The sequence below is a fragment of the Nocardia cyriacigeorgica GUH-2 genome, from assembly GCF_000284035.1.
Taxonomy (GTDB): Bacteria; Actinomycetota; Actinomycetes; order Mycobacteriales; family Mycobacteriaceae; genus Nocardia; species Nocardia cyriacigeorgica_B.
Genome location: NC_016887.1, coordinates 5,011,876 through 5,036,892, shown reverse-complemented (window position 1 = coordinate 5,036,892; position 25,017 = coordinate 5,011,876). Strand labels below are relative to the sequence as shown.

21 protein-coding genes are annotated in these 25,017 nt (G+C 69.7%); 9 read left to right on the top strand and 12 right to left on the bottom strand.

Annotated elements, in window-relative coordinates:
• Positions 1-7 precede the first annotated feature (7 nt).
• On the bottom strand, positions 8-1,108 hold the full coding sequence (locus NOCYR_RS22815) for a PDR/VanB family oxidoreductase (RefSeq protein ID WP_014352778.1): 1,101 nt from the start codon (positions 1,106-1,108) through the stop codon (positions 8-10).
• Positions 1,109-1,117: 9 nt separating this feature from the next.
• Positions 1,118-2,524 carry an alpha/beta fold hydrolase gene (locus NOCYR_RS22810; protein ID WP_014352777.1) on the bottom strand — a complete coding sequence of 469 codons (1,407 nt, stop codon included), beginning with the start codon at positions 2,522-2,524 and terminating at the stop codon, positions 1,118-1,120.
• Between the two features lie 226 nt (positions 2,525-2,750).
• Here NOCYR_RS22810 and NOCYR_RS22805 point away from each other — a divergent pair, with 226 nt between their 5' ends.
• Together NOCYR_RS22805 and NOCYR_RS22800 are read left to right on the top strand one after the other, a co-directional pair.
• Positions 2,751-4,532, top strand: a complete 1,782-nt coding sequence (locus NOCYR_RS22805; protein WP_014352776.1) for an N-acyl-D-amino-acid deacylase family protein — start codon at positions 2,751-2,753, stop codon at positions 4,530-4,532.
• A gap of 63 nt (positions 4,533-4,595) precedes the next feature.
• Entirely contained in the window at positions 4,596-5,585 is a 990-nt protein-coding gene (locus tag NOCYR_RS22800; RefSeq protein WP_014352775.1) for an NAD(P)H-dependent flavin oxidoreductase, read from the top strand.
• Positions 5,586-5,855: 270 nt separating this feature from the next.
• Here the strand turns inward: NOCYR_RS22800 and NOCYR_RS22795 are convergent, their stop codons facing one another.
• The gene (locus NOCYR_RS22795; RefSeq protein WP_014352774.1) at positions 5,856-6,128 is read right to left on the bottom strand and encodes a hypothetical protein; all 273 of its coding nucleotides are present in this window, start codon (positions 6,126-6,128) and stop codon (positions 5,856-5,858) included.
• A 406-nt stretch (positions 6,129-6,534) separates the two neighbouring features.
• Between NOCYR_RS22795 and NOCYR_RS22790 the strand changes: the two genes are divergently transcribed.
• Positions 6,535-7,884 (top strand): PhoH family protein, encoded by a 1,350-nt coding sequence (locus tag NOCYR_RS22790; protein WP_014352773.1) that lies wholly within the window; start codon positions 6,535-6,537, stop codon positions 7,882-7,884.
• A gap of 148 nt (positions 7,885-8,032) precedes the next feature.
• Entirely contained in the window at positions 8,033-9,445 is a 1,413-nt protein-coding gene (locus NOCYR_RS22785) for a class II fumarate hydratase (protein ID WP_014352772.1), read from the top strand.
• A gap of 216 nt (positions 9,446-9,661) precedes the next feature.
• Here the strand turns inward: NOCYR_RS22785 and NOCYR_RS22780 are convergent, their stop codons facing one another.
• The 3 genes from NOCYR_RS22780 to glpX all read right to left on the bottom strand — a co-directional run bounded on the left by NOCYR_RS22780 (position 9,662) and on the right by glpX (position 12,612).
• Entirely contained in the window at positions 9,662-10,519 is an 858-nt protein-coding gene (locus NOCYR_RS22780; RefSeq protein WP_014352771.1) for an acyl-ACP desaturase, read from the bottom strand.
• A gap of 137 nt (positions 10,520-10,656) precedes the next feature.
• Positions 10,657-11,301, bottom strand: coding sequence for an LGFP repeat-containing protein (locus tag NOCYR_RS22775; RefSeq protein WP_231855983.1), 645 nt, complete (start codon positions 11,299-11,301; stop codon positions 10,657-10,659).
• 267 nt (positions 11,302-11,568) lie between these two features.
• Positions 11,569-12,612, bottom strand: a complete 1,044-nt coding sequence (gene glpX / locus NOCYR_RS22770; protein WP_014352769.1) for a class II fructose-bisphosphatase — start codon at positions 12,610-12,612, stop codon at positions 11,569-11,571.
• A 129-nt stretch (positions 12,613-12,741) separates the two neighbouring features.
• Between glpX and NOCYR_RS22765 the strand changes: the two genes are divergently transcribed.
• Positions 12,742-13,314, top strand: coding sequence for a DUF4245 domain-containing protein (locus tag NOCYR_RS22765; RefSeq protein ID WP_048833626.1), 573 nt, complete (start codon positions 12,742-12,744; stop codon positions 13,312-13,314).
• A 26-nt stretch (positions 13,315-13,340) separates the two neighbouring features.
• Here the strand turns inward: NOCYR_RS22765 and NOCYR_RS22760 are convergent, their stop codons facing one another.
• From NOCYR_RS22760 to NOCYR_RS22745, 4 genes are all read right to left on the bottom strand, one after another.
• Entirely contained in the window at positions 13,341-13,697 is a 357-nt protein-coding gene (locus NOCYR_RS22760; RefSeq protein WP_014352767.1) for a VOC family protein, read from the bottom strand.
• Positions 13,694-13,948 (bottom strand): exodeoxyribonuclease VII small subunit, encoded by a 255-nt coding sequence (locus tag NOCYR_RS22755; protein ID WP_014352766.1) that lies wholly within the window; start codon positions 13,946-13,948, stop codon positions 13,694-13,696. Before NOCYR_RS22755 ends, NOCYR_RS22760 begins: the two co-directional genes overlap by 4 nt.
• 54 nt (positions 13,949-14,002) lie before the next feature.
• Complete coding sequence (gene xseA, locus NOCYR_RS22750; RefSeq protein ID WP_231856139.1) at positions 14,003-15,259, bottom strand: exodeoxyribonuclease VII large subunit; 1,257 nt, start codon at positions 15,257-15,259, stop codon at positions 14,003-14,005.
• A gap of 92 nt (positions 15,260-15,351) precedes the next feature.
• Positions 15,352-16,050, bottom strand: a complete 699-nt coding sequence (locus NOCYR_RS22745; protein WP_014352764.1) for a lipid droplet-associated protein — start codon at positions 16,048-16,050, stop codon at positions 15,352-15,354.
• Positions 16,051-16,162: 112 nt separating this feature from the next.
• On the opposite strand from NOCYR_RS22745, the gene NOCYR_RS22740 reads away from it, so the two are divergent.
• Positions 16,163-17,176, top strand: coding sequence for a 4-hydroxy-3-methylbut-2-enyl diphosphate reductase (locus NOCYR_RS22740; RefSeq protein WP_048834397.1), 1,014 nt, complete (start codon positions 16,163-16,165; stop codon positions 17,174-17,176).
• 111 nt (positions 17,177-17,287) lie between these two features.
• Here NOCYR_RS22740 and NOCYR_RS22735 read toward each other — a convergent pair whose 3' ends face one another.
• On the bottom strand, positions 17,288-18,145 hold the full coding sequence (locus NOCYR_RS22735) for a DUF6542 domain-containing protein (RefSeq protein ID WP_148280729.1): 858 nt from the start codon (positions 18,143-18,145) through the stop codon (positions 17,288-17,290).
• 202 nt (positions 18,146-18,347) lie between these two features.
• Here NOCYR_RS22735 and NOCYR_RS22730 point away from each other — a divergent pair, with 202 nt between their 5' ends.
• Together NOCYR_RS22730 and NOCYR_RS22725 are read left to right on the top strand one after the other, a co-directional pair.
• A complete protein-coding gene (locus tag NOCYR_RS22730; RefSeq protein ID WP_014352761.1) occupies positions 18,348-19,526 on the top strand; it encodes an exonuclease SbcCD subunit D in 1,179 nt (392 codons plus the stop codon).
• Positions 19,523-23,131, top strand: coding sequence for an AAA family ATPase (locus NOCYR_RS22725; protein WP_014352760.1), 3,609 nt, complete (start codon positions 19,523-19,525; stop codon positions 23,129-23,131). Before NOCYR_RS22730 ends, NOCYR_RS22725 begins: the two co-directional genes overlap by 4 nt.
• 38 nt (positions 23,132-23,169) lie before the next feature.
• Here NOCYR_RS22725 and NOCYR_RS22720 read toward each other — a convergent pair whose 3' ends face one another.
• Positions 23,170-23,517 carry a cupin domain-containing protein gene (locus NOCYR_RS22720; RefSeq protein WP_014352759.1) on the bottom strand — a complete coding sequence of 116 codons (348 nt, stop codon included), beginning with the start codon at positions 23,515-23,517 and terminating at the stop codon, positions 23,170-23,172.
• 64 nt (positions 23,518-23,581) lie between these two features.
• Here NOCYR_RS22720 and NOCYR_RS22715 point away from each other — a divergent pair, with 64 nt between their 5' ends.
• Positions 23,582-25,006: a PLP-dependent aminotransferase family protein gene (locus NOCYR_RS22715; protein ID WP_014352758.1), complete on the top strand. Its 1,425-nt coding sequence runs from the start codon at positions 23,582-23,584 to the stop codon at positions 25,004-25,006.
• Positions 25,007-25,017 lie beyond the last annotated feature (11 nt).

Below are 25,017 nucleotides of genomic sequence, written 5' to 3'. Positions count from 1 at the left end.
CGCCGGCCTACAGGTCGAGCGTGAGCGGTCCGTCCGAACGTGAAACGCATGGGAGAAAGTATCCCGCCTCCAGTTCCTCCGGCGACAACGCGGTCGACCGATGCTCGGGTACGCCGTCGATCACGCGCACCGCGCAGGACCGGCAGAAGCCCTGCTGACAGGAGAACGTCGCATCGGGCCGGACGTCCAGGATCGCCGCGAGCGCGGTGCGATCGGCCGCCACGGTGACCACCTCGCCGGTGTGCGCGAAACGCAGGTCGAACTCCTTGCCGTCGACCACCGGGGCGGCCGAGAAACGCTCGTAGTGGAATTCCACGTCGGGCCGGTCGGCCAGGGCCTCGCTGAGCTTGGCGATCATCGGCGGCGGTCCGCAGGTGTAGACCGCGGGCGAGCCGGTGAGTTCACCGAGCAGCATCTCGGCGGTGGCCAAGCCGTCCTCGTCGTCACAGTGGACGGTGATGCGGTCGCCGTAGCGGGCCAGCTCGTCGACGAAGGCGATCGATGCGCGGGTGCGGCCGCAGTAGATCATCGTCCAGGCAATGGCCAGCCGGTCGAGCACATCGAGCATCGGCAGGATCGGGGTGATGCCGATACCGCCCGCGATGAACCGGACCGAATCGGTCGGCTGGTTGTAGCCGCCGACGGCGAGCGGGAAAGCGTTGCGGGGCAAGCTGATCTGGACCACCGATCCGACCTGCAACGCGCTGTGCACTTCGGCCGAGCCGCCCCGCCCGTCCGGGATCAGCCGCACGGCGATCCGGTAGACGTGGCGGTTTCCGGCGTCACCGCACAGCGAGTACTGGCGAATCGTCCCCGACGGCAGCCGCAGATCGATGTGCGCGCCCGCCGACCACGACGGCAGCGGATGTCCGTCGCGGCCGGCGAAGGTGAGGGCGACGACGTTCTCGTCGCGGGCGACGACCTCGCGGGCGGCCACGACCACGTCGAAGAACTCGCGAGCGCCGATGCGCGGCGGCGGCTGCGGCACGAACTGGTGTACCCAGGTGAGCGCGTCATAGCCGGTCCGCAGTATCCGCAGCAGCGGGTCGCGCCGAAATCTGCCGTGCGCGTGTGCCGGGACGTCGGCAGTCCGGGATTCGGTGGACATCGGTGGCTCCTATGCGGCTTTCGCGCGGGTCTCGACGGTCGCCAGAAAGGACAGTGCCTGTGCCATCGATCCGGTTGCATCGGGCCGGAAGCCCGGTTTCAGATAGTCGAACGCCGACCCGAACACGGTGCGCGCGGTGGGCAGCAGGCCGAGACGGCCCGCCCGGATCACCTCGTACAGCACCCGCAGCCGAGAGCGCGGTGCGTTCGGGTCGTTCTTGACCAGGTACCAGACGAATCGGCTGGAAATCCAGACGGTCAGCGGAAAGACCACCAGCATCGTCTGCACCCGGCGCCAGTAGCGCGGGTCGAAGTACTCCGCGACGTCATGGGCCACCGTGCGGTGCTCCATCTCCTCGGCGCCGTGCCAGCGGAAGATCGCGGTCATATCCGGATCGGCGCCGTATCGGTCCCAGCTGCAATTGAGCACGAAATGGCCGAGGAACGCGGTGAAGTTCTCCAGCGCGGCGGTGATGGCCAGGCGGTTGATCAGATGTTGTTCGGTCCGGCGCGGATTGCGGAAAGTCCGCGGTCCCAGCAACTTGCCGAGTAGGTACCGGGCTTCGAGGTGGGCGAAATGGCCGGCGCCGGGCACGACGACGCGGCGGCTGCCCGGCGGCAGATCCTCCAGCGCCCGCGCTCCGGTGCGTTCCAGGCCGCAGGTGTCGGCGGCGCCTTGGAGGAAGAGCGTGGGGTTGCGCGGCGAATCGAAGGCGAAGCGTTGCTCTTTGCGGTGCGCCCGGGTGCGGCGGTACCAGGGGTTCCAGACGGCGCGGTAATAGCTGAACGCCGCGCGCAGCCGCTTCCGGCTCCCCAGCGCTTCCAGGCCACGGCGCTGATACTCGCCGACGTCGGCGCCCGGCGCCCACAGCCGCCACAGTGTGGTGACGAGCCGGCGGCCGATACGCTCGGACAGCCACGGCGTGGACACGACCGTCATGTACCAACTGCGCGGCGCCTGGCGCAGCAGCGTCGGCAGGTTGGCCGGCAGCCGGGCCGGCCGGAACAGATTCACGATGGTGGGCAGCGGCGGAATGGCGATCAGCACGACGCGATCGAACAGTTCCGGATGACTGCTCGAGGTGGCACTGGCGATCGCGCCGCCCCAGTCGTGGCCGACCAGGATCGTCCGGGAGTCGGCCCCGATGGCGCCGTGCAGATCGACGATGTCGGCGACCAGCGAGCCGAGCGAGTAGTCGTCGTCTCGGGCCAGCGAACTGGGCGCGTATCCCCGGGTGAACGGCGCGACGACGTAGCGGCCTTCGGCGGCCAGCGCGGGACCGACGACGTCCCAGGTCCAGGCGCTGTCGGGGAACCCGTGCACCAGGATGGCGGCCGGATCGCCCGGATCGCCCCAGGTCAGCGCTTCGATCTCGACGGCATCGAAGCCGAAGCGCCGGATGATCGGATCGGACAACGCGCACCTCCTGCGGGTGTGTGACAGAGCGGACGCGACGCGAAGACGACCGCGGTCCGATGTTGCATTTCGGCATGCATTAGTGCATGGTTTTACGTGTTACTTGCGGTACACGTCAAGTTCTTGATCTAGATACCGCAGGTAGAACGGGTGTATCGCGCCGAAGGGAAACGCCTCGCGGAACCTATGCGCCGTGCGCTGTCGAATGCACTGAGAAGGAGTTCATGTGAGCCGATACGAGCTGCTCATCAAGAACGGGATCTGGTTCGACGGAACCGGCGCGGCGCCGCGCACGGCCGACCTCGGGGTCCGTGACGGCGAAGTGGTCGAGATCAGCTCGGCCCCGCTGGACGCCGCCGAGGCCGACGAGGTCATCGACGCGACCGGGCAGTGGGTGCTACCGGGCTTCGTCGACGTGCACACCCACTACGACGCCGAAATGCTCTGCTCACCCGCGCTCACCGAATCCATGCGCCACGGCGTGACCACCGCGATCATCGGCAACTGCTCGCTGACAACCATTTTGGCGAGCAACGAAGAGTGCGCCGATATCTTCAGCCGGGTCGAGGCCGTGCCCCGTGAAGCCGTCATCAGGGTGCTCGAGACCCACCGCACCTGGTCGAGTCCGGGCGAATACGCCAAGGCGATCGACGAACTCGACCTCGGCCTCAATATCGCGGCGTTCCTCGGCCATTCGGATATGCGGATCCACGTCATGGGCATGGACCGCGCCGTCGACGATCAGGTGCGCCCCACCGCCGCCGAGATCGACCGGATGGTCGCGATCCTCGACGGTGCGCTGGACGCGGGTTTCCTCGGGCTCTCGGCGACCACCAACTGGATCGACAAGCTCGACGGCGACCTCTACCGCTCGCGGTCGCTGCCGTCGACCTTCGTCAAGGGCCGCGAATTCCGGGCGCTGAACACCGTGCTGCGCGCGCGGGACCGGATCTTGCAGAGCACCCCGCAGATCTCGCTGACTCCCAATCTGCCGAAATTCTTCCTCGCGGCCAGCGGCCGGTTCCGCAAGAAGCGGCTCAAGGTGTCGCTGCTCGCGGCGGCCGACTCCAAGGCCTATCCGCCGATCGTCTACTTCATGATGTACGGCGCCCCGATCATCAACCGGCTGCTCAAAGGGCGCTTCCAATGGCAGCACCTGCCGGTGCCGTTCACCGTCTACGCCGACGGCATCGACCTGGTGGTCTTCGAGGAATTCGGTTCGGGCGCGGCGGCTTTGGACATCAAGGACCAGGTCGAGCGCAATGAGCTGCTGAGGTCCGAGGAGTACCGGCGCTGGTTCCGCCGCGACTACCAGAACAAGCTCTCGCCCAAGATCTGGCACCGCAACCTCTACGACGCCACCATCGTCGAATGCCCCGACTCGACCCTGGTGGCCAAGAGTTTCGGCCAGATCGCCGACGAGCGCGGCGTGCACCCGGTCGATGCCTTCCTCGACCTGGTGCTCGAGTACGGTCCGAAACTCCGCTGGCGCACCACGATCGCCAATCACCGCCCCAAGCACCTGGACAAGCTCGCCGCCAACAAGCATGTGCACATGGGCTTCGGCGACGCGGGCGCGCACCTGCGCAATATGGCGTTCTACAACTATCACCTGCGGCTGCTCGAGCGCGTGAAATCGGCTCAGGGCAAACGCAAGCCGTTCCTCACCCTCGACCGGGCGGTGCACCGGCTGACCGGTGAACTGGCCGACTGGTACAACCTCGACGCCGGCCGGCTGCGGGTCGGCGACCGCGCCGACATCGCGATCGTGGACCCGAATCGGCTCGACCAGTCGGTGCACGGGCTGGCCGAACAGGAGATGCCCGAGTACGGCGGGCTGCGCCGAATGGTCAACCGCGGTGAGGCCGTGCGCGCGACCATCGTCAACGGACGGGTGGTCTATCGCGAGGGCCGCTTCGCCGACGGGCTCGGCAAGACCTGGGGTCCGGGCCGATTCTTGCCCGCGGGCAAGCAGGTTCGCGGCGCCACCGTCATTCCGGCCCACTGACCTTCCGGTACCAGCGGGACCGGACCGCGCGAACCCGCGCTCACCTCGACAACAGGAGAAAACGTGCCCCTGCCACCAGTGCTGACCCGCAACCTGCGCCTGCCCGCCGTGGCCGCGCCCATGTTCCTCATCTCGAAGCCGAAGCTGGTGATCGCACAGTCCACCGCGGGCGTCGTCGGCGCGTTCCCCACCCTGAACGCGCGCTCGACCGAGATCCTGCGCGGCTGGCTCGACGAGATCACCATGGCGCTGGCCGAACACGACGAGCGTCATCCGGAAGCGCCGGCCGCGTCCTATGCGGCCAACCTCATCGTGCACCGGTCCAACGACCGGCTCGCCGAGGACCTCGCCGCGATCGTCGACTACCGGGTGCCGATCGTCATCACCTCGCTGGGCCTGCGCGACGACGTCATCGAGGCGGTGCACTCCTACGGCGGCATCGTGCTGCACGACGTGATCAACGACCGGTTCGCCCGCAAGGCGATCGGCAGCGGTTGCGACGGCCTGATCGCGGTGGCGGCCGGCGCCGGTGGGCATGCGGGCGCGCTGTCGCCGTTCGCGCTGATCAACGAGATCAGGGCATGGTTCGACGGGCCGCTGCTGCTGTCCGGTGCGATCGCGCACGGCCGGTCGGTGCTGGGTGCGCAGGCGGCGGGCGCCGACCTCGCCTACATCGGCTCGGCGTTCATCGCCACCGACGAGGCCGACGCCGTCGAGGCGTACAAGGCCGAGATCGTGCAGTCGGCGGCGGCCGACATCGTGTACACCAACCTGTTCACCGGCGTGCACGGCAACTATCTGCGTGGCAGTATCGTCGCCGCCGGGCTCGACCCCGACGACCTGGGCGAATCCGACCCGTCGACGATGGACTTCGGGTCCGGCGGCAATACCGACGCCAAGGCCTGGCGCGACATCTGGGGCTCCGGCCAGGGCATCGGCGCCGTGCGTGCGGTCGTACCGGTGGCCGGCCTGGTGGACCGGTTGGCCGGTGAATACGTTGCCGCGACACAGCAATTGGCCCGCACCATCAGCGGGTTCGCGCCGGTCGGCTGACTCGGCGGCCTCGATTCGGCAGGTCGCGCCCATTGGATGCGATCTGCCGAATCGAGCCGAGCGTGCACTGACCCTCTCCGTGCCGACTTCGTTGGCGGCCGGTCCCCGGCGTCGTTGGCGGGGCGGGAAAGTTCGGGAGGTCTTCCACACGGGCGGGTCGGGTTCAGTTGTCGATGGCCCATCGTGTGGACGTCGACATCGAGTATCGACCGGGATGGTTGGCAACAGGTTGGGCACGTCCCGGTGAGCGGTTACCGAATCGGGGCGGGCTCAGGAGTGCTTGACGAGGTAGTCGAGGTAGAACGGGCGCAGCGCCTCGGCCAGGTCGCCGTCGCCGGCGTGCACGTAGTCGTCGATCAGCGGCAGCACCCATTTGATGTCGGCTTCGCTCTCACCGACCTTGCCCGCGGTGGCCTCGGCGGCGGGGATGCGGGTGAGCAGGTTCCACAGGAATTTGATGTCGCCGCGGCGCACGGCCAGCCTGACCGCGCGGTCGTGCAGTTCCTTGGACGACAGCTGCTGGAGATCGTCGTTACCGGCCATAACGCGACTCTAATCCGCGCGCGCCGCGTGGGCACGTACGTCGCAGATCTGGGGCCGAGCAACTTCGCCGCAGCCGCGCGCCGTGATCGGCACGCGCGCCGTCGCGTCACCCCGAAATGTAGTCTGACCAGCTCTGATAGTTCGCGTCGGCGCCGCGTTAACGACGAATTCACCGACACGCCTGTCGTTCCCCGAGCGCGCACCCGGGCACAGCCGGTAGCGTCGTGGATGCGGGTCGCGTCGTTGTGGCTCGCGCGGGAGGTCCTGACCGTGACTGAGCCATTCAGTACGAGGGGGCCGGCACCCGGCCCTCGTGGCATCTGACGCCAGCGTCGGATCCCTCAGGACGGACCGGTCCAGCGAGATTGTCTGATGCGGGTGCCGCGCAGACACAAAGGAGCCCACCGTGACTACAACACGCTCCGTTTCCGCCCCCTCGGCGAACTCTCGCACCGTCAAGAAAGGCACCAAAACCTTTGTCGTCGACACCTCGGTCCTGCTATCGGATCCCTGGTCGGTCACCCGCTTCGGTGAGCACCACGTGGTGCTGCCGCTGGTGGTGATCAGCGAACTCGAAGGCAAACGGCATCACCACGAGCTCGGCTGGTTCGCCCGTGAGGCGCTGCGCATGCTCGACGACCTGCGCGTGCAGCACGGCAGGCTCGACGAGCCGCTGCCGATCGGCACCGAGGGCGGAACGCTCCAGGTGGAGCTGAACCACACCGACCCGACCGTGCTACCGGTCGGGTTCCGCACCGACACCAACGATTCCCGCATCCTGGCCTGCGCGCTCAATCTCGCCGCCGACGGCCACACGGTGGTGCTGGTATCGAAGGACATTCCGTTGCGGGTCAAGGCGAGTTCGGTGGGATTGCAGGCCGACGAGTACCACGCACAGGATGTGGTCACCTCCGGTTGGACCGGCATGGTGGAACTCGACGTCACCACCGACCGGGTGGACGAGCTCTACAGCGAGGGCGTCATCGACCTCGACGAGGCACGGGAACTGCCCTGCCACACCGGAATCCGGCTGCTGGGCACCAGCTCCAGCGCACTCGGCCGGGTCACCCCGGACAAGCGGGTGCAGCTGGTGCGCGAGCGCGAGGCGTTCGGGCTGCACGGGCGCTCGGCCGAACAGCGCATCGCCCTCGATCTGCTGCTGGATGAGAGCGTGGGCATCGTCTCGCTGGGCGGACGCGCGGGCACGGGCAAGTCGGCGCTGGCGTTGACCGCCGGCCTGGAGGCGGTGCTGGAGCGGCGCACCCAGCGCAAGGTGGTGGTGTTCCGCCCGCTGTACGCGGTCGGCGGCCAGGAACTGGGCTACCTGCCCGGCACCGAGAGCGAGAAGATGGGGCCGTGGGCGCAGGCGGTCTTCGACACCCTCGACGGGCTGGCCAGTCGTGAGGTGATGGAGGAGGTGCTCAGCCGTGACATGCTGGAAGTGTTGCCGCTGACCCACATTCGCGGCCGGTCGCTACACGATTCGTTCGTCATCGTCGACGAGGCGCAGTCGCTGGAACGCAACGTCTTGCTGACGGTGCTGAGCCGGTTGGGCACCGGGTCACGGGTGGTGCTCACCCACGATGTCGCCCAGCGCGACAATCTGCGCGTCGGCCGTCACGACGGCGTCGCGGCGGTGATCGAGAAGCTGAAGGGTCATCCGCTGTTCGCGCACGTCACGCTCACCCGCAGTGAGCGTTCGCCGATCGCGGCGCTGGTGACGGAGATGCTGGAGGAGTACGGGCCCAACGCCTGACCGAAATAGCGCGGACCCCCGGACCGGCGCGGTCCGGGGGTCTGTCGTTTCCGGTCGCCGCTATTCCTTCCGACGGGCGCCGAGCCCTGTGAGATAAGCGTCAGGCGTGGCGTCCCCACGCACGCCGGGTCGGGCCTATGGTCGGACTATGAGTGAGCGAAGCGACCAGACCGAGTACCGCATCGAACACGACACCATGGGTGAGGTCCGCGTTCCGGTGGACGCCCTGTGGCGGGCGCAGACCCAGCGCGCCGTGCAGAACTTCCCGATCAGCGGTCGCGGGCTGGAACGGGCGCAGATCCGCGCGCTCGGGCTGCTCAAGGCCGCGTGCGCGAAGGTCAATCGCGACCTCGGCCTGCTGGATGCCACCAAGGCCGACGCGATCATCGCCGCCGCCACCGAGATCGCCGAGGGCCGCCACGACGACCAGTTCCCGATCGACGTCTTCCAGACCGGTTCGGGCACCAGCTCCAATATGAACGCCAACGAGGTCATCGCCTCGATCGCCAAGGCGCGCGGGGTGGAGGTGCACCCCAACGACGACGTCAACATGTCGCAGTCGTCCAACGACACCTTCCCGACCGCCACCCACCTGGCCGCGACCGAGGCCGTCATCGCGGATCTGGTGCCCGCGCTGGATCATCTGCGGCTGGCGCTGCTGGACAAGTCCACCGAGTGGAAGACCGTGGTCAAATCCGGCCGCACCCACCTGATGGACGCGGTTCCGGTGACCCTCGGCCAGGAATTCGGCGGCTACACCCGCCAGGTCGCCGCCGGTATCGACCGGATCATGGCGACGCTGCCGCGGCTGGGTGAGCTGCCCATCGGCGGCACCGCCGTCGGCACCGGACTCAACGCGCCGGACGGCTTCGGCGGACTGGTCGTCGCGGAACTGGTGCGCAGCACCGGCATCGACGCGCTGCGCGAAGCCGAGGACCACTTCGAGGCCCAGGCCGCGCGCGACGGATTGGTGGAGGCGTCGGGTGCGCTGCGCACCATCGCCGTGAGCCTGACCAAGATCGCTAACGATATCCGCTGGATGGGTTCGGGCCCGCTCACCGGCCTGGCCGAGATCCAGCTGCCCGACCTGCAACCGGGCAGCTCGATCATGCCCGGCAAGGTGAATCCGGTACTGCCCGAGGCGGTTACCCAGGTGGCGGCGCAGGTGATCGGCAACGACGCGGCTGTCGCGTTCGGCGGGGCGAACGGGCATTTCGAGCTCAACGTCTACATCCCGGTGATGGCGCGCAACCTGCTCGAGTCGATTCGCCTGCTGGCCAATGTGTCCCGGCTGTTCGCCGACCGTTGTGTGCGGGGGCTGGTGGCCAACGAGGAGCATCTGCGCACGCTGGCCGAATCCTCGCCGTCGATCGTCACGCCGTTGAACTCGGCCATCGGCTACGAGGAGGCGGCCGCGGTGGCCAAGGAAGCGCTGAAGGAGAAGAAGACGATCCGCCAGACCGTGATCGATCGAGGGCTGATCGGCGACAAGCTCACCGAAGAGGAGCTGGATCGCCGCCTGGATGTGCTGGCGATGGCGAAGGTCGACGAGAAGAAGTAGCAGGGCGCAGAGCCGAAACGGCCCGTTCGATGGCGAGAACCATCGAACGGGCCGCTGCCGTCATTCGGCCGAGATCGTGATGATGTCGCTGACGAAGTTGAGAAGTGCAGCTACCAGATCCAGGACCATGACTCTCACCTTCTTCCCGTTGAGCGAATGTGCATCGAACCGGTCAACGATATCGGTAATTACCGCTGATCAGGCGGTGAAACGCAGTCAGCCGCGCAGGTGCGCGAGCTCGGCGCGGGCCGCTTCGCCTGCCTCACCCAGATCGGTGCGGGTGAAGACGTTCCAGCGCTGCAACAGCGGAGCGAAGACCAGTTCGCCCTCCTTGGCCGGATCGTAGATGCCGGCCTCGGCCAGCACCTCGTCGCTGCTGCGGCCGTCGGGCAGGGTGACGGTCGGGACGTGGAACGCCGCGATCATGTCGGCCACCGCGCGCATGGCCTGATCGGGCACCTGGTCGAAGGCGGCGGCGATCAGGTTGGCGAAGAACTCCGCTTGCAGTTCGTCGTCGACGGCGATGCGCTCGCTGATGGCGGTGACGATCGGGTTCTCGTTCAACGCGGCGGTATTGCGGTGCCGCAGCGCCGAGGCGGCCTCCTCGAAGGCGGCATTGGCCAGCACGTCCAGCAGATGCAGCGGCGGGCGGCGGAAACCCTTGGTCATGTGATCCATGCGCAGCCGCTCCAGCTCCACCGGATCGACCGCGCGGGTCACCATCAGGTAGTTGCGGATCATGATCTCGTGCCGGTTCTCCTCGGCCGTCCACCGGCCGACCCACCGCCACCAGGCACCCGTGCGCAGGTACTTGCCGATCTCGCGGTGATAGGAGGGCAGGTTGTCGGCGATGAGGACGCTGACGGTGAGTGCCAGCTTGGCCACCTCACCCAGCTCGGACTGGTCCGGCTCCCAGTCGATGCCACCGAGGAAGCCGAAATTGCGGCCGTCGTCCCACGGCACGTAATCGTGCGGCTGCCAGCCGTCGGCCGCCTCGACGTGGCGGCGCAGGTTCAGTTCCACCTCCACCGCGAGCGACTCGAGCAGTTCGCGGTCGGTCAAGAGGGTTTGCACCGCACCAACCTAGCCGTTGTGTGGATCACGTGGGGGAGTGTGGGGGTATCGCGCGCTGCTCGGGTGCCGATGCGGCCGCGCACGCGGATCGGCCGGGCGCGCCGGATGGCCCCGGTGCGCCCGGCCCGAGCCGATGACTACTTCTCGGTGACGGTGGTCTGGCCGTTCATCCAGGTGATGGTGCCGCCGGTGAACTCGCTCTTCTTGCTGCCGTCGGGCAGGGTTTCCTCATCGGTGACGGGGTAGCCGAGCTTGCCGTTGGCGCCGCCGTTCTCCTCCCAGGTCTCCCGGATATCGCCCCACACGATGTGGGCGCCGGAATCCTGGCTCCAGTAGATGGTGCCGCCCTCGAAGTCCTGGTAGCGGCCGCCGTTCGGGCCGGTCTCCTCAGGGTCTTCGGGCATGCCGAGCGGGCTGTCCGGGCCACCGGTCTCGACGTACTTGGAGTAGATGACACCGGAGATGGTGACCTCGCCGTCCGGGGTGTTGATCTTCGTCTCGCCCATCGCGCCCGGGGTCTCGGTTCCGGTGGCGGTTCCGGTGGCGGTGCCGTCGGGGGTTTCGCCCGGGGTGGCACCGGGGGATCCGGTGGCGTCGTGCTCGCCGGGGGCATGGGTGGCGGTCGCGGTGCCCTCACCCATCTGGGCGGTGACACTGCCGATCTTGCTGCCGATCTGATCGCTGGTATCGGAATCGTCGCCGCAGCCGGCCACGAGCAGGCCCGAGGCGGCGATCGCCATGGTGAATCCGGCGGTACGTCGAGCGAAGTGGTGCATGTCCATCCTCTCGAGAGTGGCCACGCGGGCTCCCGCAACGCTGCGGTGAAGCCACACGCGAACCGGAGCCGAAGCTCAGCAATGCCTTGGCGAACAAGTGAACTGATCGCTTGACCATTACTGAGCTGGTATCCACGCGGATATTACCCGCGAGAGTGTGGAGTAGAACACATGCTGCGCGGTAACTGACGCGAACAAGCGGCTCTGAAACACGAAATGCCGCGGGCTCCGATCTCGAATGGAGCCCGCGGCATCGTGATTCGACGCGTCAGATCACGGCAGCGGCGGGTTGGCGTCGTCGTCGCCGTGGAAGTCGACCGAGGAGTACTCGCGCAGCTTGGTCAGCCGGTGGTAGGCGTCGATCATGCGCACCGTGCCGGACTTCGACCGCATGACGATCGACTGGGTGGAGGCGCCGCCGCCGTAGTAGCGCACGCCGCGCAGCAGATCGCCGTCGGTGACGCCGGTGGCGCAGAAGAAGACGTTCTCGCCGGAGACCAGGTCTTCAGTGGTGAGCACACGGTCCAGGTCGTGGCCGGCGTCGATGGCCTTCTGGCGTTCCTCGTCGTCCTTGGGGGCGAGCATGCCCTGCAATTCGCCGCCCATACAGCGCATCGCGGCGGCGGCGATGATGCCCTCGGGCGTGCCGCCGATGCCGACGAGGATGTCGGTGCCGGAATCGGGGCGGGCGGCGGCGATGGCACCGGCCACGTCACCGTCGGAGATGAGGCGGATGCGGGCGCCGGCGTCGCGGACCTGCTGGATGAGCTCGGCGTGGCGCGGGCGGTCCAGGATGCAGACGGTGAGGTCGGAGACCGAGGAGTTCTTGGCCTTGGCGACCTTGCGGATGTTGTCGGCGATGGGGGCCGCGATATCGATCACACCGGCCGCGTCGGGGCCGACGGCGATCTTGTGCATGTAGAACACCGCGGACGGATCGAACATGGCGCCGCGCTCGGCCACCGCGAGTACCGAGATGGCGCCGGGGGAGCCCTTCGACATCAGCGTGGTGCCGTCGATCGGGTCGACGGCGAAGTCGACCTCGGGGCCGTCGCCGTTGCCGACCAGCTCACCGTTGTAGAGCATGGGCGCTTCGTCCTTCTCGCCCTCGCCGATGACCACGATGCCGCGCATGGATACCGAGCTGACCAGCTGGCGCATGGCATCGACGGCCGCGCCGTCGCCGCCCTCCTTGTCACCGCGGCCGACCCAGCGGCCCGCGGCCATGGCACCTGCCTCGGTGACCCGGACCAGTTCCAGTGCGAGGTTGCGGTCGGGCGCCTCGCGGCGGCTCGGGGCGGGCGAAGATGCCGTCATAGCGGTGTGCCTCCTTGGCTCGTACTTACGCGGGCAATTGTCTCATTCGGCAGGCAGGGGTCGGTGCACACCTGGGCCGCGGACGGGGCCGGACCGGTGTGATCCGCGTCGCGAGTGGATACTGGGGACGTGCCGAACCAAAAGCCACGCATCATGAACGACTACCGGGATCTGGTCTGGTCGCTGATCCCGTTGGCGCTGATCGCCGTGGTTTTCGCGGGGCTGACCAGTCAGTGCAGCTTCGCAGGCGATGGGCCGACGCAGGGGCAGATTCCCAGCTTCGACGCGAAGGCGGCCCTGCAGTCCGACGCCGACAACCTCACCTTCCCGATCCGCGAACCGGCCCTGCCGCAGGGCTGGACGCCGAACTCGGGCAGCCGCGACACCATCACCGACGAGGGCGGCGGCACCGTCAGCACCATCGGCTACATCACGCCCGAGGGCACCTATATGGAGCTGAACCAGAGCAACGCCACCGAGATCGCGCTCGCCCGGCACATCCTCGGCTCCCGCTACGCCAGCGGCACCCGCGACATCGGCGCCCAGAAATGGGTGGTCTACGACGAGCCCGGCGAGGAGCCTGCCTGGATCGCCGACTTCGGCCAGACCAGAGTGCTGATCCGCGGCGCGGGCAACGACGCCGCGTTCACGACGCTCGCCGAGGCGGTCACTACGGCGCAGCCGCTAGCGAAGCAGAGGTAAGCGGCCGGCCGAGCCGCTCACACCGGCTATTCGGCCTCGTCGCGATGGGTGACGACGTTGACGACGGTGCCGCTGGGATCGCGCACGAAGAACCGGCGCACACCCCACGGTTCGTCGCGCAGCGCGTAGACGATGTCCGCGCCCGCGGCGACCAGCCGGGCGTGCACGGCGTCCACATCGTCGACCTCGACGCTCATATCCGGCTGCGGCCCTTCGGCTTCCGGGCCGACGAGCACGACCTGGGTGGTCGGGGTGGACGGTGAGGCCATGATCACCGCCCAGCCGAGATCCATCGCCTCGGTGAAGCCGAGTCCCCGGTAGAACGCCCGGCTCGCCGCCATGTCCGCGGTACGGATGTCAGGGGTGGCGCGACGAATGGTCATTGCTGGTCACCGTCCACCTCGGCCCGGGACAGGGCGTCCTCGACACGTTTGCGTGCCCCGGCCAGGTGCTGTTCGCAGCGGTTGGCCAGAGCCTCGCCGCGCTCCCACAGGGCCAGGGACTCGTCGAGGTCGAGGCCGCCCTGCTCGAGCATCTTGACGACGTTGACCAGCTCGTCGCGGGCACGTTCGTAGCCGAAGGTGGCGATCTCGGCCAGATCGTCGGTCGGCTGATCGGCGGCGGGGTCGGGCAAGGTCGGTCCTCTCGGTGGGTCGGGGGGTGGGGTTGGGCCGGTCCGGAGCTCGGGTCAGCGGCCCGGTCCGGGTTCGGCGTCCGCGGTGCGGTCGGGCTCGGGCGCGACGACCCGGGTACCGAGCGCGGTCGTGCCGAGAGCGGCCGCCGAGATCGCGCCGTCGGCGACGCGGATGCGCAGCTGGGTGCCGGCCGGGGCGTCATCGATGCTGTGCACCACGTGCCGTTCGCGACCGACCACCCGCTGGACGACGGCGTAGCCGCGGGCCATGGTCGCGGCCGGGCCCACCGCGGTCAGCTTCTCGCGCAGATGCCGGGTGGTAGTGGATTCGGCATCGATGAGGTGTTCGGCGCAGCGGCGGGCGGCGGTGCGCAGCCGCTCCACCTCGTCGACGCGGTGACGCAGTTCGCGCAGTGGATCGGCCAGCACCGGCCGGGAGCGCAGCTGGTCCAGCGCGCGCGTCTCGCGCTCGACCCAGCCGCGCAGGGCGGCCGCCGACCGGGCGCGCAGTTCGCGGACCCCGGCCAGTTCGGCGGCGGCGTCGGGCACGATCCGTTTGGCGGCGTCGGTGGGGGTGGCGGCGCGCACGTCGGCGACCAGGTCGCTGAGTGGGTTGTCGGGTTCGTGGCCGATCGCGCTGACGATCGGGGTGGTGGCGGCGACGATGGCCCGGCACAGCGCCTCATCGGAGAACGGCAGCAGATCCTCGACGCTGCCGCCGCCGCGGGCGAGCACGATCACGTCGACGGCCGGATCGCGGTCGAGTTCGCTCAGCGCGGTCATGATCTGCGGGACCGCGGACGGACCCTGCACGGCGGTATTGCGGATCTCGAATCGCACCGCAGGCCAGCGGGTGCGCGCGACGGTCAGCACATCGTGTTCGGCGGCGCTGGCGCGGCCGGTGATGAGGCCGATGGTGCTGGGCAGGAACGGAATCGGGCGCTTGAGGCGCGGATCGAACAGGCCCTCGGCGGCCAGCAGCGCCTTCAACCGTTCGATGCGAGCCAGCAGCTCGCCGACCCCGACCGCGCGAATCTCGGTGACGCGCAACGACAACGTGCCGCGACCGGTGAAGAAAGACAGTTTGCCGTAGACCACCACCCGGCTGCCCTCGTGCAGCGGGACCGGGGAATTACGGATGAGTGCCGGATCGCAGGTCACCGACAACGACATGTCGGCCGACGGATCACGCAGCACCAGAAAGGCGGTCCGGGTTCCCGGCCGCAGCGAGATCTGGGTGATCTGGCCCTCCACCCAGACGCTGCCGAGCCGCTCGATCCACTGCGCGACCTTGATCGAGACCGAGCGCACCGGCCACGGATTGTCGGCGGAATTGGCGGGCGCGGTGCGTTCGGGCCGGCCGGTGGTGTCCCGGCCGGCCGTCGACGGTGTGGCGGGTTCGGTCACTGGGCCCGCACGGTGGCGATCCGGTTCGTCAGCATGGTGATGAACGGCGCCCGGGCGCGGGTGCGCTGCTCGTAGTCGAGCAGGGCGGTCAGATCGTCGATGGTCAGCATGCGCAGCCGGGCCCGCAGCTGGGCCAGCGTCATGTTGGCGTAGTCGTAGCGGGTGGCGACCTCCGGCTCGGCGACCTCGGCCTGCTCGGCTTCCGGCTCGGTGGTCTCGGTGACGGCGGCGGCCTCGGCAGCGGGCTCGGCGGGCTCGTCGGTTTCGCGCTCCGTCTCGGGAGCGGTCGACTCCCGCAGCGGATGGATCGACGCGGCGTGACCGTTGCGGCCGGCCTTGGCGCCGGCCAGCGTCTCGGTGAAGAGGAACTCGGCCAGCTCGGCATCACTGCCGAAGCTGTCGAAGCTGCTGGTCCTGGCTTTGCCGAAGGCGCCGGAGGGCTGGGCGGGCTCGTCTTCGTCGAAGGTGGCCCAGGCGGGCTGCTCGACGGCGCGGTTGCCGAGGCGGTCGAAGACCTCGTCACCCTTGAGCGCCAGGCTGGTGACGAACTGCTGGACGTGCATGGTGGTCTGGAGCAGCTGGCTGATCGCCGTGATGGGGAAATTCACCGCCGCGGTGGGTAGCCGTCGAGTCTCCTCGATGGCATAGACGGCGGCACCAGCGGCTACGCGGGCCAGAAACGGTGGTCGGAACATGGTCCTAGCCTGCCCGAAATGGCGGGATGTGCAAAAGGGGCCCCGCTGTTCGCGTGTTATCTCGCTCGCATCCGAGCGGGTGGCACCCATAGCGCGCACGTATCCTGTGGGCATGTCCTCGGCAATACCGTTGAATGTCGGAATCGCCCGCTCTGTCCGCTCCGACGGGGTGGGAGGTGCCGACGGCGACAAGCGCGTGCTGCTGGCCGAGCCCCGTGGCTACTGCGCCGGTGTGGACCGCGCGGTGGAAACCGTGGAAAAGGCGCTCGACAAACACGGCGCCCCCATTTACGTCCGCAAGGAAATCGTGCACAACCGGCACGTGGTGGAGACCCTGCGCGAACGCGGTGTCATCTTCGTCGACGAGACCGACGAGGTGCCCGAGGGCGCGCTGCTGGTGTTCTCCGCGCACGGCGTCTCCCCGGCGGTGCACTCCTCGGCGGCCGCCCGCAATCTGCGCACCATCGACGCCACCTGCCCGCTGGTCACCAAGGTGCATCAGGAAGCCAAGCGCTTCGCCCGCGACGACTACGACATCCTGCTGATCGGCCACGAAGGCCACGAGGAAGTGGAGGGCACCGCCGGTGAGGCGCCCGACCACGTGCAGCTGGTCGACGGCCCCGACGCCGTCGACAAGGTCACCGTGCGTGATGAGTCCAAGGTGATCTGGCTGTCGCAGACCACGCTGAGCGTCGACGAGACCATGGAGACGGTCTCGCGCCTGCGTGAACGATTCCCCGGCTTGCAGGATCCGCCCAGCGACGACATCTGCTACGCCACCCAGAACCGTCAGGTGGCGGTGAAGGCGATGGCGCCCGAATGCGATCTGGTGATCGTGGTCGGCTCGCGCAATTCGTCGAACTCGGTGCGGCTGGTGGAGGTCGCGCTCGGCGCGGGCGCCAAGGCCGCCTACCTGGTGGACTACGCCCGCGAGGTGGATCCGGCCTGGCTGGAGGGTGTGCGCACGATCGGTATCACCTCCGGCGCCTCGGTACCCGAGATCCTGGTGCGCGGCGTGCTGGACATGCTCGAAGAGCACGGCTTCGCCGACGTGCAGCCGGTCACCACGGCCAACGAGACGCTGGTGTTCGCGTTGCCGCGGGAGCTGCGCGAGTCGCGTCGCTGAGTTCGTCCGCGGGCGGCGCGACCGCCTGCGCCGAGTAGTCGGGCGCGGCCGTTCGCGCTCAGAAGGGCGAGGGGATCAGCTGCCGAGTGCGCGCGGCCGCTCGCGCTGGTCTCAGCGCGCTTCCGGTCCGCGGCGTTCGATGCGGCCCGAATCCCGATCCCGGTAGCGGACAGTCGGCTGCGGTAGTGGCGGCTGCTCGGCGCGGCGCCGCGCGGGGCGTGCGGGTTCGGCTTCCGGGCGCGCCGCCGCGGTTGGACGGGCCGCGCTACGCGGGCGTCCCTCGCGCGAGCGGGCGGCAGCGGCCAGCCGGGGCGGGTTCTCGGCCACCGGCGGCGGACGGCGCTTGCCCTGACGACGCGGACGTGGCTCGGGGACGTCGTCGTAATCGTCGACCGGGGCGCGGCGGGGACGCTTGCGGGCAGCCCCGGCCAGCGACTGCGAACCCGGCTTGGCCGGCTTCGGCCGCTGCTGCACCGCGCTGCGTCCCCAGCTGGTCCCGCGGCGGGCCTGGGTGCGGTCCTGGGTGGCCCGTTCGGCGCGGTGCAGGGCGATGCGGGCGCCGCCGATGCACAGCACGATCACCGTGGTCAGCACCATCGTCGGGAAGCGGTGCACCAGCGGGATGGCCAGGTTGAGCAGGATGTCCTTGATCGAGGTCGAGGGCTTTCCGAGCAGCTGCTGATAGGCCAGCGGCACGGCGACGAACAACAGCAGCGGTGGCAGCACCAGCGTGGTGAACAGGCCGCGATAGCGCACGGCGAGCACGGCCGCGACGCAACCGATGACGTAGAACGCGGTGAACGAGCCGGTCAGCTCGGTGCCGTCACCGAGGGCATCGATCAGGAAGCCCAGAAACGTGCAGGCAACCGCGATCAGGACCGCCGCACCGGCCGGGACACCCGGCACCGACGGCAGGATCGAACGTTGCGGCGCGGGCACCCGGGTTCGCACTCGTTGGGAAGCAGCCACGTAGTGAACACTATCTGCCGACGCGCCGGTGGGTGTCATGGCAGGGCCGGTCGAGTGACGGCCGTTGCCCCGGCCCGCGCCCGCCCAGGCCGCCGATTTCGTGGCCGCCGTCACATCGCGGCCGGTCGGGCGCCCGGCGGGTATCCGACACTCGGCGCCCTCTGATTGAAGTGTGTCGGTGGGTTGCCATACGGTTCGCGGCATGCGAATCCTGCACACGTCGGACTGGCATATCGGCCGCACCTTTCACGGCGTCGATCTGCTCGGCGATCAGGAGTACGCGCTGACCGCCATCGCGGAGCTGGTGGCCGAGGAATCGGTGGACGTGGTCGTGGTGCCCGGCGACGTCTACGACCGCTCCATCCCCAGCGCCGACGCGATCGCGGTGTGCAACCGCGGATTCGAGGCCATCCGGGCGGCGGGCGCGCGCATCGTCGCCACTTCCGGCAATCACGATTCGCCGGCCAGGCTCGGCGCGGGCGCCAGCTTCGCGGCCGCGGGCGGGCTGTTCCTGCGCACCACCGTCGCCGATGCGCACGTGCCGGTCCTGCTGTCGGACGAGCACGGCGAGGTCGCCTTCTACGGCATCCCGTATCTGGAGCCGGAGATCACCCGCGTCGAATTGGGGGTGCCGCAGGCGCGTTCGCATGCCGAGATCCTGGCGGCGGCGATGGGGCGGATCCGCGAGGACATCGCGGCCCGGCCGGGAGTGCGCACGGTCGTGCTCGCGCATGCGTTCGTCGTCGGGGGTGAGGCGACGGGATCGGAGCGGTCGATCTCGGTGGGCGGGGTGGAGACGGTGCCGCTGGGGGAGTTCGACGGCATCGACTACGTCGCGCTCGGTCATCTGCATTCGCCGCAGACGCTGTCGGAGGCAGTGCGCTATTCCGGTTCGCCGCTGCCGTATTCGTTCGGCGAGAATTCGCACCGCAAAGCGGTCTGGATCGCCGACCTGGCCGCCGACGGGCTGGTCCAGGTGCGGCGGCGGGAGATCCCGGTGGTGCGCGGGCTGAGCCGGCTCACCGGCACCCTGGACGAGCTGCTCAACGGCGCGGAGTACGGCCGGGCGTGCGAGGACTATGTGTCGGCCACGCTCACCGACCACGCCCGCCCCATCGATGCCATGCGCAAGCTGCGCGAACGCTTCCCGTACGCGGTGCATGTGGAATGGCAGCGGCCGCAGGGCGAGTCGGACCTGCGCTATCGCGAGCGGGTGCACGGGCGCCGCGACACCGAGGTGGCGCGCAGCTTCCTCAGCGATGTGCGGGGCGAGCCCACCGACTCGGAGATGGCCTGGCTGGAGCGGGCCATCGCGGCGGCCACCAGGGAACCGGAGGCGGCGACCGTCGGCCGGGCCGGCGCCACGGAACTGTCGGCATGAGGCTGCACCGGCTCGAGATCACCGCGTTCGGCCCGTTCGCCGAGACCACCGTCGTCGACTTCGACACCCTCGGCGCCGACGGCCTGTTCCTGCTGCACGGGCAGACCGGCGCGGGCAAGACCACCGTGCTGGACGCCATCGCGTTCGCGCTCTACGGCCGGGTGCCCGGCGCCCGTAACGACAGCAAACGCCTGCATTCCGACCACGCCTCCCCGCAGACCCCGCCGAAGGTGCTGTTGGAAGCCACGCTCGGTGGGCGCCGCGTCAGGCTGATCCGCAGCCCCGAATTCGAGCGGCCCAAACGTCGCGGCACCGGCACCTCGATCGAGAAAGCCAAGGCCACCCTGGAATGGCTGGACGGCCGTGGCGCCAACCTGTCCCGCATCCCGGATATCGGCGACGAGGTCAAACGCCTGCTCGGCATGAGCGCCGAACAGTTCTTCCAGGTGGTGCTGCTGCCGCAGGGCGATTTCGCGCGATTCCTGCGCGCGGACAACGAGGAGCGGGAGAAGCTGCTCGAAAAGCTCTTCGACACCGAACGATTCGGTACCGCCGAACAGTGGCTGGCCGAACGCCGCCGCACCTCCGACGCCGAACTGGCCGCCCGCACCCGCGGGGTGGACAACCTGATCGTGCAGGTCGGCGTCACCGCGGGGATCAGTGCCACCGAAACCGTGGGCCCGCTCGAGGCCGTCGACTGGTCCGAGGACCTGCTCGACACCGCCCGCACCGACCTCGCCGCCGCCACGACCGAACTCGAACGCCGCCGCGCGGATTCCGCCCGTGCCGACGCGGCCGCCGAACAGCAACGCAAACTCGCCGACACCCACCGCCGCCTGCTCACCGCCCGCCGCCAACTCGACGACTACGCCGCCACCGCCGCCGACCGCGCCGCCCGCCGCGCGGAGTTGGAAGCCGCCCGCCGCGCCGAACCCGTCGCCGCGGCGCTGGACGAAGCTCGCGCGGCGGTGCAGCGGGCCAAGCGGCATGACGCCGAAACCGAGCGTGCGGGAGCGCGATTGGTGCAGTTGCTGGGGGAGCCGGGGAGTGCTGATCTGCCCGGTCGGGAGTTGCTCGAGGAGGGCCCTCGCGACTCTGGGCGCCCGCACGCGGAGCACGGGTTGTCGGAGCAGGAGCAACGCGGGTCGGCGGGACGGGCGGCGATCCGGTCTGGCCACGATGGCGCGCCTTCCGATCGAGATCGGGACCTGGGCGCCGGCGGCTTCGCCGGTGATGTTCGCGGGGACCGGGCAGGGCTGTCGAGCGGTTCCCGGGCAGACGCCGGTGACATCGGGGATTCGACCTCCCGGCGACCTGTGCTGCGACCGGACGCTGACGTCGACGGGGCGATTCGGCAGTGGAGTGCGCGAATCGGTGTGCTGGACGAAGTGGGGTCGTATGCGGAGGCGGCCGAGCAGCTGACGGGGGAGATCGCGGCGCTGCGCGGCGAGGAAGCGAAGCTGGGGCAGCGGCTCGTGCGGATCGCCGAGCGGCGGGAGAGGATTCCCGCCGCGATCGTGGCGGCCGAGGCGCGGGTCAGGGAATCCGCGGACGCGGCTGCCATGCTGCCCGCGCTGGCCGCCGAGTGTGAGCGGTTGCAGGGTGCGGCGACGGCGGCGGTTGCGCTGGCGGAGCGACGGCGCGACCTCGATCGGGCGCAGGTCGATGCCGAGACCGCCCGCGCCAAGCACAACGACGCCAGGGAACGCGTGCTGGATCTGCGGGAGCGGCGGCTGGCCGGGATGGCGGCGGAACTGGCCGGGCAGCTCACCGACGGCGTCCCGTGCACGGTCTGTGGCTCGGCCGACCATCCGGACCCGGCTCGGCCGACCGAGAGCGCGGTGTCCAAGGAAGCCGAAGAGGCGGCGAGCGCCCAGGAACGCGCGGCCGAAGCGGCTCGCGATCAGGTGCTGGCGCGGATCGCCGAGCTGGAACGCGAGATCGAGGGCCTGACCGCCCGCGGCGGCGACGCCGACCCGGTCGAACTCGCCGCCGCCCTGCGCACCGCCACCCTCCGCTACGAAGACACCGGCGAACTCGCCGACCAAACCGCCGCGGCCACAGCGGAACTCGACCGCCTGCGCGCCGAGGAAACCGACCTGCACGACCGCCTCCGCACCGCCGAAACCCGCCGCGGCACCATCACTTCAACCATCGCCGCCGCCGAAACCCGCCTCACCGAACTCACCGCCCGCCTCCGCGAAGCCGCAGGCGCCGACACCACCATCGCCCGCCGCCGCACCCGCCTCGACTCCCTGATCGCCGCCGCCACCACCTACCGCGCCGCCGAAACCGCGGCCGCGTCCGCCTGGCAACAGGTCCGCGGAATCGCCGAACGTGTGGAGAACCTCGCCCGTTCGGCGGGATTCGCGCTCGAAGCGGAGGAGACCAACGGCGATGCTGCGACGATGCCAGTCGACGGGGCGGAGGTCGATCCGTTGCCGGTGCCTGACGTATCGCCGGGGGCCCGGCGCTCCGCGTCTGCCGACGGGGCCGAGGTCGATCCGGAGCCGGTGCCGGGATCGCGTGGCCCGCAGGCGGTCAACGTACGGCTAGGCGCAGGGCCCGATCCCGAGCCGGCCTTGTTCGACCTCCCGTCCGATGGCGCACCGGCCGACGAGGACGAGCCGACGTTGTTCGATCTGCCTGAGTCGGCTCCAGAAACCGGCGATCCGCGCGCTGCCGCGACACCGGACCCTGCTCCCGATCCGATGACTCCGGCGCAGCTCCTCGCGCTACTCACCGCCTACGCGCGGCGGATCGAGGATGTGGTCCGGGATGCGCGCAGCCAGCGCGAGATCGAGCAGCAGCTCGAATCCGCCGAGCGGGCGAAAGCGGCGGCCGAGGCGGTGCTGGCGGAACCGGAGGTGCGGGCGGCGGCGGACGCCGAACCGGGTGATCTGGCCGCGCTCGACGCGGCGGTGCGCGAGGCCCGTCAGGCGCTCGATATCGCGGTCGCCGCGCACGCCGCGGCCACCACGCGGGTCGCCAAACTGGAGGAGCTCTGCGGCCAGTTGTGGGCGGCGGTCGATCACATCGCTCCGGCCCAGCGGGCGCACGAGGAACTGGCCGCGCTGGCCGACGTGGTCGCGGGCCGTGGCGCCAACAACCGCCGAATGTCGTTGCGCTCCTACGTGCTCGCCGCGCGGCTGGAGGAGGTGGCGCTGGCCGGTTCGGCCCGGCTGCGCCGGATGTCGGGCGGCCGTTACGAATTCGTGCACACCGACCGCGCCGGAACCCACGGGCGCCGCGGCGGTCTCGGTCTCGATATCCGCGACGACTACACCGGCGCCATCCGCCCCGCCAAAACCCTCTCCGGCGGCGAAACCTTCATGGCGTCGCTCTCCCTCGCGCTCGGCCTGGCCGACACCGTCGCGGCGGAAACCGGCGGCATCGTCCTGGACACCCTGTTCATCGACGAAGGTTTCGGCAGCCTGGACGCCGACACTCTCGACGCCGTCATGGGCGTCCTCGACGACCTGCGCGCCGGTGGCCGGGTCGTCGGCCTGGTCAGCCACGTCGACGAAATGCGCCAGCGCATCCCCAGCCGCCTGCACGTCATCCGCGGCCGCGCGGGCTCACGTCTACAGGCCACGGTCGCTTGACCGGCATCCGGGCCGCGAAAAGGCTGGTCCGGCCGCGATCAACTCCCGTACTGCGTCGTCTCCGGCCGTTCGATCAGCAGGACATGCGCGGGGCTGTCGGCGACGGGGCGGTGCCGAATGCCCTTCTCCACCACGAACATCTCGCCGGCTGCCAGCGGGACCGGCGCGCGGTCTGCGAGTTCGATGCGAACGGTCCCGTCCCAGCACAGGAACAGTTCATCCTCGTCGTGGTGGTGCCAGGGGAATTCGCCCTCGAGCCGGGCGAGGCGCACCACGCTGTCGTTCGCGCGGGCCAGCTCACGCTGCTGGAACGGGCCGGGCAGGGCGGCGATGGCGGCGGCTATCGATACCGCGTGGGTGGGCTCGGACGTCGTTTTCTCAACCATGTGTCCGATCCTCTGCGGCGACGGGCGGCGAGCACAGGGCCACTGCGGCAGAATTGGTCCGGCAATGGAACCAATCGACGTGGCGGCACGGCTCGGCCGGTGGGCAACCGGCCGCGGACCGCTGTATGTGCTGCTCGCGGGGCGACTTCGCCGTTTGATCGACGTCGGCGATCTGCCGCCCGGCGGGCCGTTGCCACCGGATCGCGCCTTCGCGAAACAGCTCGCCGTGGGCCGCAATACCGTGGTGGCGGCCTACGATCTGCTCGCGGCCGAGGGCCGGATCGTGCGACACCAGGGCAGCGGAACCCGGGTCGCAGGCTCGCCAACGACGCCGCCACCCGAGACGACCAGCGCCCCGATGTTCCTGCACCTGCTCGAGCCCGGCCACGACATCGTCTCACTGGCCTGCGCCGCGCCCACCGCCCCACCACCGGCGGTGACCGAGGCCTTCGCTCGCATCGTGCCGGAGCTGGCCGCCATCGAGACCGATATCGGCTATTACCCGGCCGGGCTGCCGCAGCTCCGGTCCGCGATCGCCGAGCGCTACACCGCTGCCGGTGCGCCGACCGACCCGGACCAGATTCTGATCACCAACGGCGGCCAGCAAGCCCTGTCTCTGCTGGCCCGCGCGTTCGTGGAACCCGGCGACCCGGTGGTGGTCGAGGCACCGACGTATCCCGGTGCGCTGGAAGCGTTTCGCGAGGCCGCGGCGGTCCCGCACGCCCTGCCGGTCGGTCTCGACGGGTTCGAGGCATTGCTGCGCACGGCACGCCCGGCGCTCGCATACCTCACCCCGACGTTCCAGAACCCCACCGGTTCGGTGCTGTCCCCGCTGGCCCGCCGGCGCCTCACCGAACTCGCCGTCGCCGCCGAAATACCCCTGCTGGTCGATGAAGTGCCCGCCGACCTGGGCTTCCCCGAGACGGACCTGCCCGCTCCGCTGTGCGCGGTCGACACCACAACCATCTCCATCGGCTCGTTGAGCAAGAACCTCTGGGGCGGTCTGCGCATCGGCTGGGTCCGCGCCTCCACCGCGACGGTCGCCCGGCTGACCCGGCTGCGCGCGGTGCACGATCTGGGCGGCAGCATCCCCACCCAGATGGCCGCCGCCCTGCTGATCCCGGACCTGGATGCCCTGTGCAGCGAGCAAGCGCCGCAGCGAAAGTCCTGCCATGACCGGCTGCTGTCCGCGCTGGCCGAGCGGCTCCCGGATTGGACGGTCCCCGCTGTCCCCGGCGGCCAAACCGTCTGGGCCCGACTGCCGTACGGCGACGGCGACTCGTTCGCGCAAACCGCACTGCGCCACGGTGTCTCGGTGCTGGCCGGCAGCGGACTCGACCCCACCGGCCGCAGCAACGACTTCGTGCGCCTGCATTTCCGCCACCCCGAGCCCACACTCGACACGGCCGTCGAGCGCCTGGCCCAGGCCTGGGGTGCTTACCGCGTACCGGCGCAACGCGTCGCACCCCCACCGCAGCTGGTCATCTAGCTGGCCGCTTC